This window comes from Microbacterium sp. NPDC056044 (genome assembly GCF_042267145.1).
Lineage (GTDB): Bacteria > Actinomycetota > Actinomycetes > Actinomycetales > Microbacteriaceae > Microbacterium.
This window is the reverse complement of sequence record NZ_JBHJWZ010000006.1, coordinates 1-14,512: the sequence shown is the minus strand read 5'-3', so window position 1 is coordinate 14,512 and position 14,512 is coordinate 1. Positions and strand designations below refer to the sequence as shown.

11 protein-coding genes are annotated in these 14,512 nt (G+C 70.0%); 4 read left to right on the top strand and 7 right to left on the bottom strand.

Features of this window, described 5'->3' with window-relative positions; all coding sequences use genetic code 11:
- Positions 1-18 precede the first annotated feature (18 nt).
- Both ACFC1I_RS17270 and ACFC1I_RS17265 read left to right on the top strand, forming a co-directional pair.
- Complete coding sequence (locus tag ACFC1I_RS17270; protein ID WP_376012157.1) at positions 19-660, top strand: TetR/AcrR family transcriptional regulator; 642 nt, start codon at positions 19-21, stop codon at positions 658-660.
- Positions 657-2,363: an MDR family MFS transporter gene (locus ACFC1I_RS17265; protein ID WP_376012154.1), complete on the top strand. Its 1,707-nt coding sequence runs from the start codon at positions 657-659 to the stop codon at positions 2,361-2,363. The genes ACFC1I_RS17270 and ACFC1I_RS17265 overlap by 4 nt, the downstream gene beginning before the upstream one ends.
- On the opposite strand, the gene ACFC1I_RS17260 is transcribed toward ACFC1I_RS17265, so the two are convergent.
- Positions 2,364-2,609: an isocitrate lyase/phosphoenolpyruvate mutase family protein gene (locus ACFC1I_RS17260; protein WP_376012152.1), complete on the bottom strand. Its 246-nt coding sequence runs from the start codon at positions 2,607-2,609 to the stop codon at positions 2,364-2,366. It lies immediately after the preceding gene.
- Between the two features lie 53 nt (positions 2,610-2,662).
- Between ACFC1I_RS17260 and ACFC1I_RS17255 the strand changes: the two genes are divergently transcribed.
- Positions 2,663-3,124, top strand: coding sequence for a methyltransferase family protein (locus tag ACFC1I_RS17255; protein WP_376012149.1), 462 nt, complete (start codon positions 2,663-2,665; stop codon positions 3,122-3,124).
- A 9-nt stretch (positions 3,125-3,133) separates the two neighbouring features.
- Here ACFC1I_RS17255 and ACFC1I_RS17250 read toward each other — a convergent pair whose 3' ends face one another.
- Together ACFC1I_RS17250 and ACFC1I_RS17245 are read right to left on the bottom strand one after the other, a co-directional pair.
- Positions 3,134-4,264, bottom strand: a complete 1,131-nt coding sequence (locus tag ACFC1I_RS17250) for a peptidoglycan-binding protein (protein WP_376012146.1) — start codon at positions 4,262-4,264, stop codon at positions 3,134-3,136.
- 153 nt (positions 4,265-4,417) lie between these two features.
- Complete coding sequence (locus ACFC1I_RS17245; RefSeq protein ID WP_376012143.1) at positions 4,418-4,807, bottom strand: PPOX class F420-dependent oxidoreductase; 390 nt, start codon at positions 4,805-4,807, stop codon at positions 4,418-4,420.
- Positions 4,808-4,887: 80 nt separating this feature from the next.
- Here ACFC1I_RS17245 and ACFC1I_RS17240 point away from each other — a divergent pair, with 80 nt between their 5' ends.
- Complete coding sequence (locus tag ACFC1I_RS17240) at positions 4,888-5,745, top strand: aldo/keto reductase (protein ID WP_376012141.1); 858 nt, start codon at positions 4,888-4,890, stop codon at positions 5,743-5,745.
- Here the strand turns inward: ACFC1I_RS17240 and ACFC1I_RS17235 are convergent.
- From ACFC1I_RS17235 to ACFC1I_RS17220, 4 genes are all read right to left on the bottom strand, one after another.
- Positions 5,742-6,044, bottom strand: a complete 303-nt coding sequence (locus ACFC1I_RS17235) for a hypothetical protein (protein WP_376012139.1) — start codon at positions 6,042-6,044, stop codon at positions 5,742-5,744. The genes ACFC1I_RS17240 and ACFC1I_RS17235 overlap by 4 nt on opposite strands.
- 61 nt (positions 6,045-6,105) lie before the next feature.
- On the bottom strand, positions 6,106-6,690 hold the full coding sequence (locus ACFC1I_RS17230) for a hypothetical protein (protein ID WP_376012137.1): 585 nt from the start codon (positions 6,688-6,690) through the stop codon (positions 6,106-6,108).
- A complete protein-coding gene (locus ACFC1I_RS17225) occupies positions 6,687-8,294 on the bottom strand; it encodes a LuxR C-terminal-related transcriptional regulator (RefSeq protein ID WP_376012134.1) in 1,608 nt (535 codons plus the stop codon). Before ACFC1I_RS17225 ends, ACFC1I_RS17230 begins: the two co-directional genes overlap by 4 nt.
- A gap of 164 nt (positions 8,295-8,458) precedes the next feature.
- Complete coding sequence (locus ACFC1I_RS17220; RefSeq protein ID WP_376012131.1) at positions 8,459-14,155, bottom strand: hypothetical protein; 5,697 nt, start codon at positions 14,153-14,155, stop codon at positions 8,459-8,461.
- Positions 14,156-14,512 lie beyond the last annotated feature (357 nt).

The following is a 14,512-nucleotide window of genomic DNA, read 5'->3' as shown; positions in this document are numbered from 1 at the left end:
AGTGCAAAACTGCATGATGTGACAGATAGTGCAGAGGGACTTCGCGAGCGCCGACGCGCCGAGGCCACGCGCACGCTGATCCGCGCCGCGCGCCGGTTCACCGCCGAGCACGGGCTCGCGGGCTTCACCGTCGAGGAGCTGTGCAGCGAAGCCGCGGTGTCCCGACGCACGTTCTTCAACTACTTCGCCTCGAAGGACGATGCCGTCCTCGGCATCCCTCTGGAGCGATCGGATGCTGCGGCCATCGCCCGCTTCCTCGCCGGCGGATCGGGGGGCACGGGCATCTCGCCGAATCTCCTCACCGACCTCGCCCTCCTGGCCGAGGAGCGCTGGCGCGCCCTCGACATCGCGCCCGACACCGTGCACGACCTGTTCCGCGCCGTCGAGAAGGAGCCGCGACTGCTCGCGCGCATGCTCGAGCTCGGCTTCGAGGGCGAGAAGTTCGACGCGGGCCTCATCGAGCAGCGCGAGAACCTCGCGGCGGGCGACCTCCGCGCGCAGGTCGCCGCCCAGGTCGTGGGCGCCCTCGTGCGCTCGGCCGCGGGCGAGTTCCTCGACCCCGGCAACACCGAGTCCTTCATCCAGATCTTCGAGCGACGCATCGGCGCGGCGCGCGACCTCTTCGCCACGCAGACCGCATTGATGGGAACCCCCGAATGACCACCGCTTCCGTCCCCACCGCCAAGCCCGGCGGCGAGGCGCCGTTCCTGCTCACGCAGCGGCGCATCTGGATCATCTTCTCCGCGCTGATCGCGGGCATGCTCCTGTCGAGCCTCGATCAGACCATCGTCTCGACCGCGATGCCGACGATCGTCGGCGAGCTCGGCGGGGTCTCGCACCAGGTGTGGATCACGACCGCCTACATCCTCGCCACCACGATCGTCATGCCGATCTACGGCAAGTTCGGTGACGTGCTCGGCCGCCGCCGCCTGTTCATGGTGGCCATCGCGATCTTCACCCTCGCGTCCATCGGCTGCGCCTTCGCCACCGACTTCTGGATGTTCGTGGTCTTCCGCGCCGTCCAGGGGCTCGGCGGCGGCGGGCTCATGATCCTGTCGCAGGCGATCATCGCCGACATCGTGCCGGCCGACCAGCGCGGCAAGTACCTCGGCCCGCTCGGCGGCGTCTTCGCCCTCGCCGCGGTCGCCGGCCCCCTGCTCGGCGGCTTCTTCGTCGACCACATGACGTGGCAGTGGGCGTTCTACATCAACATCCCCGTCGGCATCGCGGCGTTCCTGGTCGCGGTGTTCGCGCTGAAGCTGCCCGACAAGAAGGCCGAGAAGCCGATCGACTGGCTCGGCGTGGTGTTCCTCTCGGCCGCGACCACGTGCCTCATCTTCTTCACCGACTTCGGCGGCTCGGCCGCCCACGGGTGGGACTCCGCCGCCACCTGGGCGTGGGGCGCCGGACTCGTCGCCTCGGCCGGCCTGTTCATCTTCACCGAGTCGCGCGTGGCCGACCCGATCATGCCGCTGTCGATGTTCCGCAACCCGATCTTCATCAACGCGACGGCCATCGGCATGGCGATCGGCATCGGCATGTTCGCGGCTCTCGGCTTCGTGCCGACGTTCCTCCAGATGTCGTCGGGCACGTCGGCCGCAGCATCCGGTCTTCTCATGCTCCCGATGATGGTGGGCGTCATGGGCATGTCGATCGCGTCGGGTCTGCTCATCACGAAGACCGGCAAGTACAAGCTGTTCCCGATCGCCGGCACGCTCATCGTGGGTGTCGCGATGGTGCTGATGACGACGCTCACCGCGTCGACGCCCATCTGGCTGATCTGCACGTACCTGTTCCTCTTCGGCGCGGGTCTCGGCTGCATCATGCAGGTCGTCGTGCTCGTCGTGCAGAACGCGGTGCCCGCGGCGGAACTCGGAACCGCCACCTCGACGAACAACTATTTCCGCGAGGTCGGCGCCGCGCTCGGCACCGCCGTGTTCGGCACGCTGTTCACGACGCGCCTCACCGAGAACCTGACGAAGGTCTTCACCGATGCCGGCGCCAGCCCCGAGCAGGCTGGCGAGGCGACGTCGAGCATCGACCCGGCGGTGCTGAACTCGCTGCCCGACACGGTGCGGACGGGCGTCGTGGACGCCTACGCCGATGCGCTCGCACCGGTGTTCTGGTACCTCGTGCCGTTCATCGCCATCGCGTTCGTGCTCGCCCTGTTCCTCAAGCAGATCCCGCTGTCGGACGTCGCCGGGCTCGTCGCCCGCGGCGAGGCGATCGGCGGCGAGGAGGCCGAGCGCCTGGAAGCGGAGCGGCTGGAGGCCGAGCGACTCGCGGCCGAAGAGCACAACGCGGCTCCGACGCGCCGCGCCGGCCGTCGCCACGCGCGCGAGAAGGACCGCGCCGCGAAGTAGTCAGGCGCCGAACCGGCGCTGGACGTCGGAGTAGCCGAGGGTTCCGTCGAGGAACCCGAGCGTGCCGGTCTCGCGCAGTTCGAGGCCGGCACGCTCGACTGCGGAGAGCGCCGCGCGGGCGAGGCTGCCGCCCACACTGACCCGCTTGACGCCCAGCTCGAACAGCGCGGGCGCGGGGATGACCGGTGCCACCAGCCCGGCGACGACGTTGACGGGTGCCGCGATCTCGGCGACGAGGCGGCACAACAGGCGCGACCGAGGAAGCCCGAGGCTGCAGCGCGCGGGGCTACACTGCGGGCATGGCGGACGCCCCCGCGTATCGGATCTGGCCGCCGGTGGCGCTCGGCGTGCCGCTCGTGGCCGGGTGGATCCTCACCGCCGTCGTGGGCGACCCGATCGCACTGCCGGCGGGGCCCTGCCGCGCGGTGGCCGTCGTGCTGATCGTCGCGTTCGCCCTCTGGAACGGCTGGGCGCTCTGGCTCATGGCCCGCCACCGCACGGCGCTGCTGCCGGGCGGCGCGACCCGCACGATCCTCGACCGCGGCCCGTTCCGGGTCAGCCGCAACCCGCTCTACCTCGGCCTCATCGCCCTCGACATCGCGCTGGCACTGCTCTGGCCGTCGTTCTGGGCGCTCGTGTTCGCACCCCTCGGCGTCGCAGCGCTGTGGTGGGGCGCTGTCGCACCCGAAGAGCGCTACCTCGCCGAGAAGTTCGGCGCCGAGTACGCCGACTACCGCGCGCGGGTGCGCCGCTGGCTCTAGCCGACGGGCTCAGCCGTCCGAGCTCGACGGCGAGGGCGACGGCGCAGGAGCCGCCGCCTGCAGATCGGCGATCTTCTTCTGGAACGCGGCGATGGTCGCAGCATCCACCGTCCCGGTCGGCTCGACGCCCAGCTCGGTCTGGAAGGCCTGCACCGCGGCGGTGAGCTCCGGCGTCCACACGCCGTCGACGGGACCGTCCCAGAAGCCGGCGAGCTTGAGCGTCTGCTGCAGCGCCGCCGTCGACGCGACCGAGTCCTGCGCGGCGGCTCCGCCCAGGGCGGCGAGCTTCGCCTGCAGCGCCTCGGCGGTCGCCTTGTCGACGGTGCCGGTGACCGGCAGTCCGGCGGCGCGCTGCAGATCCTCGACGGCCTGCACGGTCAGCGGCCCGTAGACGCCGTCGACGTCGCCGGTGTAGTACCCGGCGACGAGCAGGTCCTGCTGGAGCGCCGTCGTGTACGCCCGCACGGCCGCCTCGGCCTGAGCGGCCTGCTCGTCGGTCAGGCATCCGGCGTCGGCGAACAGCGCCAGCCACGCCATCTCCAGCGCAACCGCGGCGCTGTTGAACTGCTCGGCGGCGTCTTTCAGCGGTGTGTCATCGGTGACGGATGCCTCGGCCGCCGCGAGCTCGGATTCCGCCTGCTTCACGCGGTCCACAGAAGCGGTGGGCGCGAGCGGCGTGCTCGACGGCGCGGGCGCGGGCTCGGTAGGGGTACCGGTCGGACCGGCCTCCGCCTCGGCGAGCGCGGCCTGCGCGTCGACGAGTTCCTGCTGCGCATCGTAGAGCGCCTGGTTCGCGGTCACGGCGGCCTCGGCGCTGTCGACGGCGTCCTGGCGGGGCGCGGCGAGGTCGGCGCCGGCGTTGCGGACGTCGCCGACGGTCGGCGCGGTGTCGTTGAGCACATCGCCGTAGCGGTCGAGGGCCGTGATGTAGTCCTTGCTCGCACCGCAGAATGCGCTCGACGCGGCCGTGAGCTCGGTCTGCGCCTCGGCGACCGCCTTCTCCTTGGCCGACACCTGGGCCTTGGCCCGCTCCACCGGGTCGGCCTCCCCGGCGCACCCGGTGAGGATCAGAGCCGCGACCGTGCTCGCGATCACGATGGCGCTCAGCCGCGCCGGCATCCTGGTGCGAAGCGTGCCCACGTCGCGCCCCCTCCTGAACCGAGTGTGTGAGCCACATCATGGCACCGCGACCTCGCGCCCCGCGTCATGCGGATCGCATGAGTTCGCCGTGAGCCGTCGCCCGGTCGGGCCGAGGCGTGTCGTCAGGCGCTGGGCGGCAGCATCCGTCCACCCTCACGGGTGCTGGAAGAGCCCGGCGCTGCCCATCAGCCGTGTCGGCGTCAGCATGATCGCGACCCGCAGCGGGTTCACGCGGGGCTGGCGGTACCGCTCGGCGTAGAGCGCGACCGCGAGGGCGACCTCGTCGGGGTCGTCGTGCACGGTCGCGGTGCCCTGGAACGAGAGCCAGCGGGCGCCGTCGACCTGACTGATCGTGGCGGTGCCGTCGCGCCTGACGTTGCGCACCTTCTGCGAGTCGCGCGACGTGATGACGCGCAGCACCCCGTCGTGCACGGTGAAGCCGACCGCCACCGCGTGGATGCCGCCCCACGGCGCCAGCGTCGACAGCGTGCCGATGTGCCGCTCCCGCACGAACTCCTCGCCCGCCTCCGCCAGTTGCCGCACCCTCCCACGGTACCCGGGGGACTGCCGGTGAGCGCACGCAGAACCTACAGTTCGAGGGGGGAAGACGAAGAGGGGCGACGATGGTGACCAGCATCCCGCTTTCGAGCGGAACACGGATGCCTCAGCTCGGCCTGGGCGTCTACCTCGTGACCGACGTGGCCCTGTGCGAGTCGAGCGTGACGTCCGCCCTCGCGTCGGGGTACCGCCTCATCGACACCGCTGCGATCTATCGCAACGAGCGGGCCGTGGGGCGCGGCATCCGTTCCTCCGGAGTCCCCCGAGAGGACATCTTCCTCACGACGAAGCTGTGGCCCTCGGACTACGGCTACGACAAGGCGCGCGCCGCGATCGGCGGAGCGCTGGAGCGACTCGACTGCGGGCCGCTGGACCTGCTCCTGCTGCACCAGCCCGTCGGCGACGTGAAGGGCGCCTGGCGGGCGATGGAGGATGCCGTCGACCAGGGCGTCGTCCGGGCGATCGGGGTGAGCAACTTCGCCGTGCCCGATCTGGAACGTCTGCTGCCCGCCGCGCGGATCCCGCCCGCTGTGGACCAGGTGGAACTGCACCCGCACTGGCAGCAGCCGGAGCTGCTCCCCTACCTGGCCCAGCACGCGATCGTGCCCGAGGCGTGGTATCCGCTCGGGCACGGATCGACGAAGCTCCTGGCCGAGCCGGCGATCGTGGGAGCAGCGGCCGCCCACGGGAAGTCCGCGGTGCAGGTGATCCTGCGCTGGCACGTGCAGCGGGGCTTCGTGGCGATCCCCAAGTCGACGAACCCCGCACACATCGCGGCCAACATCGACGTCTTCGACTTCGAGCTCAGCCCGGCCGAGATGGCCGGCATCGACGCGCTCGGAAGGGAACGACCGATGTTCCGGCTGCCGCGCTGGATGATGGCGGCCACGATGCCGATGGCCCGCCCGCGGCCGCTGCCTTAGCCGGTGCGGGTGCCGACGATGTTCGACGGCGGGTAGGGCCCGGCCTGGGCGGTTCCCGTCAGCCGGTCGCCGATGACGTGCAGCTTGACCACGAGCGACATCGGCAGCGGCCCGACGAGGTCGAGCGTGAACTCCGCGGTGTCGCCCGAGGCGGTGCCGCCCCGGATCGCGATGGGACCGGTGGGACCGATCGCCGTGCCCGTGAGCGACGTTCCCACCGTCGTCAGGGTGGCGTCGAAGTGCATCGACCCCGCCAGGGTCGCGACCTCGAGCGCCCAGGAGCCGTCGATGGCAGCCACGCCGACCTCCCTCTTTCGTTCCGACGAGTGGATGCTGGAACTCTAGCGTCCGTGCACGACGCTATGGGCCCTGCGGGCGAGGCGAGCGCCTCACCCCGGCGGCCCTCAGCCGCGTGACGATCCGCGCAGACAGCGCCGCAGCCGCCCAGAACGCGACGCATCGTGCGACCAGCGTCGCGGCGAGGATCCAGACGCCGACCTTCGCGACATCCATGACCGGCAGCGACACGAGGAAGAGCACCGGGCCGACGACGAGGCCTGCGCCCAGGCTGCTGCGTCGCGGTCCCCAGCCCCGTCGGTCGGAGAATGCCATGACAGCGTCGAAGAGGACGGCAGCTGCGAGAAGGGGCACCGCCATCAGCCAGCCGATGGCGGTGAACGGCGCGACGAGCACGCCCGTGATCGCCGCGGCGAGAGTGCCGGCCCACGGTTGCCCGGTGAAGCGGCGAGCCGCGAAGATCATCAGGGTCTGCAGCCCCGCGACGAGGGCGTACGCCGGCGGGAACCAGGCCGCGATCAACGGGGTGAACGGCGCAAGCGCGATGATGATCACCACCTGGGTGGCAGCGAAGGCGCTGATCTGCAGGAGTGTCCTGGTGGTTCGGCGATCGCCGTTGCGGCGACGCACAAGGGCTGCGGGCGTCATCGAACCTGGAGGGTCCGTGTCAGCAGGTTCAGTTCCAGCGCGACGGCCACCGCATCCTCCCGCGTGGTGACGCCGAGCTTGCGATAGAGAGTGCGCAGCTGCGACTTGACGGTGTTGGGCGAGACGCCCAGCATGTCGGCCAGCTCGCTCACGCTCGTCGTGTCGGGCAGCGCTTCGAGCACGGCGCGCTCACGGTTCGTCAAGGAGGCCACAGGATGGGTCGGGACGAGCAGAGACGCCGGGGCGTTGGTCACGAGCGCATCGAAACCTGCACGGGTGAGCGCATCCAGCACCCGCCTGCAGTCATCAGGGGGGAGCAGCGCGAGTGGGAGCCGCAGCCCCGTGCGGTGGAGGATCGCCGCAAGCCGACGCGTGAGAGCAGGCACCCGGAGGTCGTGCGAATAGCGCGCGAGCACGGCCAGCTCCAGAGCGACCGCTTCGGCGTTCTGCCGTGGCGGCAGCGCCGACCCGGCGAGCGCCTTGAGCTCCCGCAAGGCCGTGCCCGGCTTGTCCGCCGCGAGCGCGGCTCTTGCGCGCGCGATGGTGGCGTCGGCTCCGCGAGCGTCCTTGTGTGCGATGACTGTCGCGGTGTGGACATCGCCGAGCGCGAGGTGCAGCAGTCCCCGCGCACGTGCAAGCCCGTGTCGCGCCCGCAGAGAACGTCCTTCAGCGCCTCGCTGACCGATCGTCGCATCGAGCGCCGCGAGGCCCTCGGCCGACCGCCCGGCCACGAGTGCCGTGATCGCCTCGATCTCGGCGACGACGATCCAGTGCTCGTTGACTCGTCGCCTCGGTGCCGCATCGGCGAGATGCACCTGCGCGGTCTCGACGTCCGTCTCCTCGAGCGCCAGTATCGCCTCGGCCAGATGATAGAAGGTGCCGGCGTAGGCGGTTCGCTGCGGGCCGAAGGATTCCTCTTCGCGGGCGCGCTCGACGAGTTCCCGCGCCTCTGCGAGGTCCCCCTCCAGCGCTTGGATCCCCGCCAGCATCGCGAGGCTTCCGAAGCCCTCCTCGGGTGCGGAGGCCGGTGCCTCCGCGAGGCCCTTCGTGAAGGCGTCGAGAGCCTCGGCGGTGTGCCCCCCGTAATAGAGCGTGAGCCCGGCATGGGTGTACAGGCGGCTCACGTTCCGCGCGGTCGCACGCTCGGCGACGGTCAGTCCGTCCACCAGCCGTACTCCTGCTCGAGCCGCACCGGCTCCGAGCGACGGACGGCCGAGCAGCCGCAGCGCGGCGCTCTCGGCGATGCGGATCACCGCCCGGTCGAGGGGCGCGAGCTGCGCGTGGCTCTCCCGGCGTGCGGCGACGACTGCCGTCGCGAAGTACCGGAGCGCACGCGCGCGGTGGTGGGCGTTCGCGTTGTAGATGAGCCCGAGCATCATCAGGAGGACGGGATGGTGGCGCAGCTCGTTCGCCGGCATGGCTTCGAGGAGGCCGCGCGCCACCAGGCCGCGCGCGGTCAGGATCTCGTACCAACCGTCGCGTGCCGCGTCCGACACCGCGACGTAGTCCGCCGCGGCGATGCCCTCCTCCATCCGCTGAAGGTAGAGGTCGGCGACGGCGAGCGCAGCCGAATCCGGGCGCGCGAGCGCATCGCTGTCTGGCATGGTCGGCTGGCCCCCCGGTCGTCCTCCGCGACCTCTCGGTACGCGTGGATCCAGGTTCTCACAGGTTGTGAGGGGTACGGCGCGCGACGAACGGCGAGGCCGGCCCGAAGATGCGCGAAGGGCCCCCGATCGCTCGGGGGCCCTTCGTCATGCGACTGCGCGGATCAGCCCTGCGGCGCCTCCCGTCGGCGACGGCGGATCACGAGGAGGATCGCTCCGACGATCACCAGTCCGACCGCCAGCACTGCCGCTCCCCAGGCGATCGTGCCGCCTGTGATCGCGAGGCCAAGGCCGCCGCCGGGTGCGGCGGCTGGCGCGGTCACGACGTCGTCGATCTCGGCGGTGGACGGGTCGGAGAGGATCTCCGTGCCGTCGAGGGCGACGCCCGACACCGACGCCGTGTTCACGAGCGACTGGCCGTCGAGATCGGCGGGGACGACCGTGTACGTCGCCGCGCACTCCGCGACCTGACCCGGCAGCAGGGTCAGCTCGGTCTCGCAGGAGACGACCGGGGCGTCACCGCGGCCCGAGAACGAGTCCTCGCTCACGCTCACGTTGCGGGCAGTGGTGTTGCCTGTGTTCGTGATCGTGAACGTGTAGTCGACGATCTGGCCTGCACCTGCGATCTTCATCGTGTCCGTGCTCTTCGCCAGGGCGAGAGCCGGCTTCGCCGGGGCCATAAGGTCGACGGTCGATTCCGGCGAGACCGGAGCCTCGGTGCCCTCAGGGCCGTTCCCGGTCGCGGTCGCCGTGTTCGACAGGGTTCCCGCGTCGACATCGGCCTGCGTGATGACGTACTCGAGCGAGCAGATCAGCTGATCCCCAGGCGCGAGCGCCTCGACCTCGGCGCACTCAGGCAGACCCAGTTCACCGGTGCCGGTGAACGCGCCCTCCTGCACCGCAGCATCCGTGATCGTCACGTTGCCGGCGTTGGTGATGACGAACGAGTACGTCACCACGTCGCCGGCGCGGATGTTCTCCGGGTCGGCGACAGCGGCCGACTTCACCAGCGACAGAGCCGGCTGCCGGTCCACCGCGACGACCGCGGTGTCGTGGTCAGACGAGATCGGCGCCCCGCCTGCGGATGCCGTGACGAACGCGGTGTTCGTCAGCTCACCCGAATCGATGTCCGCCTGGCTCAGCGTGTACGTCACCTCGCAGGTCATGTCGTCACCCGGCGCGAGAGAGCTGTCGCACGAGGGAGCCTCCAGCACGCCGGTGCCCGAGAACGCGTCCTCGACCACCGAGAGTCCGGTGAGGGTGACGTTTCCGTCGTTGACGATGTGGAAGGTGTAGGTCACCTCATCGCCCGCGGCATCCACGGACTCCTCCGAGGCAGTCTTCTCGAACGTGACCGCGGCGTTCTGGACCGCGCTCACGGTGACCGTGGACGGTTCGGCGAGGATCGCGTCTCCCTCCGGCGACTCGGCGGTCGCCGCTCCCGTGTTGGAGATGCTCCCGCGGTCGATGTCGGCCTGGGTGACCTCGTAGGAAGCCGTGCACGTCGTCGACTCGGTCGGCGCCAGCTCGTTCGCCAGGCAGTCGATGGCGCTCACCTCGCCCGACCCCGTGAAGGCGCGCTCCGTCGCTGTGACGTCGGTCAACGCCACGTTGCCCGTGTTGGTCACTTCGAAGGCGAAGGTGATCTCCTGGCCGACGGTGTCGTAGGTCTCCACGTCGGCGGTCTTGATGACCGACACCGCCGGCGCGGCGTTCGCCGTCACATCCGCACTGTCTTCGGGCGAGACGACATCGGCGTCGGAGGTGTCGAGAGCGGTCGCGCGCGCCGTGTTCTCGATTCCACCGTTGTTCATGTCGTCCTGCGTGACCGAGTAGTCGGTCGTGCAGATCGCCCGCTGGCCCGGCGCCAGCGTGGTCGTCGAGCACGTCGCGTCCGCGAGTGTGCCGGTACCGCCGAAGTCGGTCTCGTCGATGGCCACATCGTGCACGGTCACGTTGCCGCTGTTGCGGACCGTGAATGTGTACGTCACGGTGTCGCCGGCCGCGTTGACGAACGAGGTGCTCGCCGTCTTCGCCAGCGTCAGGCTCGGCGCCGCGATCTGCGGGGTGCGCACCGACGACTCGTTCGACGTCACCGCGCCGGTCACGGCGGTGCCCGAAGCCTGAGCCTTGTTGTCGAGAGAGCCGCGGTCCACATCCTCCTGGGTCAGCGTGTACGTCGCCGTGCAGGTGAGCTGCGTCGCGGGGGCGAGGCTGCTGGCCGGGCAGGTGATCGCCGAAAGCTGGCCGCTACCGGTGAAGTCGGTCTCCGCGATCGCGATGTCCGTCACCGGCAGGTTGCCCGTGTTGGTCACCACGAACGAGTAGGTGATCTCCTGGCCCTCGTTGTAGGCAGCCGCGCCCGAGGGCGACGCCGACTTCACGAGCTCGAGGGACGCCACCTGATCGACATCCACCACCGCGGACGACTCCGCCGATGTGACGGCGACATTCCCAGGGGTGCGCGCGGAGGCGGTCGCCGTGTTCGTCACCGATCCGGCCGTCAGGTCCGCCTGCGTGACCGGGTAGGTCGCGGTGCAGTCCGTCGACGCGCCAGGCGCAAGGGTGCCGTTCGGGCAGACGATGGCCGACAGTGAGCCGCTGCCGCTGAACGCCGTCTCAGCGATCGAGAGGCCGCGCAGCGTGACGTTGCCCGAGTTGGTCACCGTGAACGTGTAGTCGATCTCGTCTCCCACCGAATCGACGGTTCCCGGACTCGCCTTCTTGTCGAGAGTCATGGCGCCGTTCTGCGTCGCCGTGACCGTCACCGTGCCGGTGCTGTTGACGAGGTTCGGGCCGGTCGGCGGGGTCGCCCTCACCGTGGCCTGGTCGGACACCGATCCGTGGTCGAGGTCCGCCTGGGTGGCCGTGTAGGCGGCGGTGAAGGTCGCAGACTGGCCGGCCGCGAGCGTCGTGGACGAGCCTGAGCAGGTCGCCGCAGGCGCTGTGCGCGACACGCACACCGGGGTGGGCGCGACACTCGATGCGGCGGAGTTCACCAGGGCATCGGTGACACGGACGTTCGTCAGTGCCACTGCGGTGTTGTTGGTCACCGTGAACGTGAAGTTCACGACCTGCCCGACCGCGTCTACCGTTGTGCGGTCCGCGGTCTTGGTGATCGCGGGCTGCGCGCTCTCGGCTTGCAGGCCCGTCTTCGACGACTCCGCCGGCGACATGAGGCTGTCACCCGCGGTCACGCTCGTGCCGATGCTGTTCCACGCGGTGTTGCCCGCCGCGGTGGCCGGTGTCGAGACCGAATATGCGGCGGTGAACTCCGCCGACGGCGCGATGCTCCCCGTGTAGACGAACTTGAGGGCGGTGACGGTCGCCAGCGACGCAGGCGCGGTCGACGACCAGTCGTTGGCACAGCCGGCGTTGGCCGGGAGGACCTCGGGCCGGCACGGGTTCGTCGCCTGCGAGTACGCCAGAGAGACGTTGGGCGGCAGGTCCGCCACGCTCGTGAGCGCTACGCGGAAAGCCGACTCACGCGCCGCCGTCGACGACGCGAACGTGTCGCCCACCCGCGGGAGCAGGTCGTACATCACCGGGTTCTTCAGCACGCTCTGACCGTTGTTCTTGAACGTGACGGCGTACGTCGCGGCACCACCGTCGACGCTCACATGACCGGTGCCGCCGGCGCCGATCGGAGAGGGGTCGAGGTTTCCCTGCACGGTCTTGTCGACGGCGAACGCCGCGGTGTCGTTCTGGATGGTCCGGCTGCTGGAGTAGCCGCAGTAGTTGTTCGCCAGGGACGAGCCGTTGTCGCGCAGCTGTGTCGTGCCGAACGGGTGCATCGGAGGGTTCTGGACGATGGTGGTGCTCTGCACACCGGTCGCGAGGTAGCACTTGTAGATGGGCGTGTCGAGACCGATCGTCACGTCACCCGTATACGTGCCGACGCAGCCGGACTCGAGCGTGAGCACTGCCAGCGCGGCCGAGGTCCGCACCGAGTACAGCCCCTCGGTCTGCACGACGCCCGCGGGAATGGTCCAGCGCACGAGCGTGCGGCCTGTGCCGTTGTAGTCCTGGATCGTCGTCGGGGTGACCACCGGGGAGGTGTACGTCGGGATCGTGGACCCCGCCGCGTTCATCGGGGCGAAGATGAAGGGCGTGGTGGCCGGAGCGACCGAAGCGGTGCCCGCGGGTGCCAGATAGTCGACGTAGACGGCGGAGGAAGGCGCCGAGGCGAACTCGATGCGCGTCACCGTGTTGCCGGAGGTGAGGAACGTGTTCGCGACACAAGAGCTCGGGCCCGGCGTCGTGGCGAGATGTGGAAGGACGATGGTGCCGTTGTCAGCCGGCGGCATCTCGACCTGCAGACGAGCTGCCGGAACGATCGGTGCAGCCATCGGCGTCGTGAGGTCGCTGGACAGGTACGGCGTGACGCTTGCCCGGTTGGTGAGCACCGCTGGAGCCGGCACGCCGTCCGCGACGTATCCGGCGATCTTGATGCGGATCGTCGGGCTGGTGCTCGTGCCCTGCGCGGCGACGGGCTGCGTTCGGATCTCCGCCACCGCACGCGTCGTCGGGACGACCCAGCCGCGGCCGGCGGTGTAAGGGACGGTGGAGGTCGTGCCGTCGGTGTAGACGAGCGTCAGCAGCTCGGATGCCGCAGGGGTCCAACCCGTGGTGGTCACAAGGGTGGGCACGAACCCCGGGTTCTGGCAATACGTGCCGGCCGCGTTCGATGTGTAGTTGTTGTTCGCACCGTTGGTCAGGCAAGGCATCGGGTCCGTGAACCCGTAGGAGACGCCGGCGTTCGCGGTCTGCGTCGGCGCCGTGTACGCCGAGACCTCGTAGAACGAGGTCGCACCCGAACCGTCCCAGTTGCCCGGGTACACGTACTGCCCGCGCGCTCCGCCGTCCGCAGAGGCGTATTGACCCACGTTGCTCAGTGTGGAGGTGCTCGCCGCCGACTTCGCACCGTTGGTCGCGATGTCGATCACACGCACGCAGATCGGCGTCGAGGTGCCCGCACCGGTTACGCCGTCAAGGTAGGTCCACGTCGCCGAGTAGGAGTTGCAGACCTGCGTGCCCACAGGGCTGGGTACGCCGTTCGTCGCCACCTTGCCCGTGAGGGTGATGCTGAACGAATTCGCGGGGTTCCCGGAGACGAGGCCCGCACACGCGGCGCCGGTCGGGTCCGAGTAGGTGAACTGACGGGTCACCGTGTCGTAGGCGACCGTGCCCGGAAGCGTCCGAGTGGTCGTGTGCGACTGGTACTCGAAGTTCGCCGGCAGGGTCGAGATCATGTTGATCGCCGAAGTGCCGACGCTCCCCGTGCTGCCGCCGCAGATGAACTGCATCGTGTAGGTGAAGGGCTGGCCGACGATCACGGTGCCCTGACCCGAGTTCGCGATGCTCGCGTTGCGGTTCGCAGTCACTGTGTAGGTGACGGGTCCCGCGGAGCTCGTGTCGGAGTTCGAGCTCGTCAGAGTCGCGGCGATCGTCGCGACCGTGTCGTCGACGAGCTTGTAGTTCGGAGGCGTCACCGGGAAGGTGCACTGGCGTGAGCCGGTCGGCAGGGTGTTCGTGAAGCTGTAGACCACCTGTCCGGCGCTCACCGCCCGGGTGAGATCCGGGCAGGTGCTCGTGCCGAACCAGGAGCCGAAGTCCGTGACGCCGTCGGTGCCTGTCACGGCGGTGGTGGGGATGGTCACCTTCGCGTCGGTGCATCCGCCGTCGGTGCTGCAGCTCACGCCGAGCGTGAAGGTCGTGGCCACGCCTGACGCTGCGGTGACCGTTCCGGGGGTGAGGGTGATGGTCGTCGCCGCCGCCATCGCCGGCGAGGGCACCAGCGCCGTGGCGAAGGCGACCGCGAGGACGGTGAGGAAGCCGACCCAGCCCGTCCGCCTGCTCATGCCGCGGATCGACAGATCGCGTCTCTTCCGCCTGTTGCGGTGCATACCGCGGATCACACTCTCAGCCACGCCGAGTCCCTCTCCCTGAAGTCCGAGGGGCACACGGGCACCCCTCCCCGCGAGACGCTATCCGCGGTGGGTTCTCGGCCCGCACTCTTTTCACCCCGCCTTCACCCCGGGAGCGCAGTCGACTCGAGGGCCTGGGCTGCAGCGGGAGCGGGACGCGAGGAAGAGCGGTGTGCCGCCCACGGCGCCGTGGAGAGGCTGTTAACGCGGAATGGCCACCCTGCGATGGGTGGCCATTCCGTGAATGGGTGTCCGGCGGTGTCCTACTCTCCCACAGGGTCCCCCCTGCAG

Bases quoted from the DNA above. Each gene is read 5' to 3' on its own strand.
- ACFC1I_RS17230 (WP_376012137.1), bottom strand. From the start codon at position 6,690: ATGACGCCCGCAGCCCTTGTGCGTCGCCGCAACGGCGATCGCCGAACC.
- ACFC1I_RS17220 (WP_376012131.1), bottom strand. From the start codon at position 14,155: ATGAGCAGGCGGACGGGCTGGGTCGGCTTCCTCACCGTCCTCGCGGTC.
- ACFC1I_RS17225 (WP_376012134.1), bottom strand. From the start codon at position 8,294: ATGCCAGACAGCGATGCGCTCGCGCGCCCGGATTCGGCTGCGCTCGCC.
- ACFC1I_RS17240 (WP_376012141.1), top strand. From the start codon at position 4,888: ATGGTGACCAGCATCCCGCTTTCGAGCGGAACACGGATGCCTCAGCTC.
- ACFC1I_RS17255 (WP_376012149.1), top strand. From the start codon at position 2,663: ATGGCGGACGCCCCCGCGTATCGGATCTGGCCGCCGGTGGCGCTCGGC.
- ACFC1I_RS17265 (WP_376012154.1), top strand. From the start codon at position 657: ATGACCACCGCTTCCGTCCCCACCGCCAAGCCCGGCGGCGAGGCGCCG.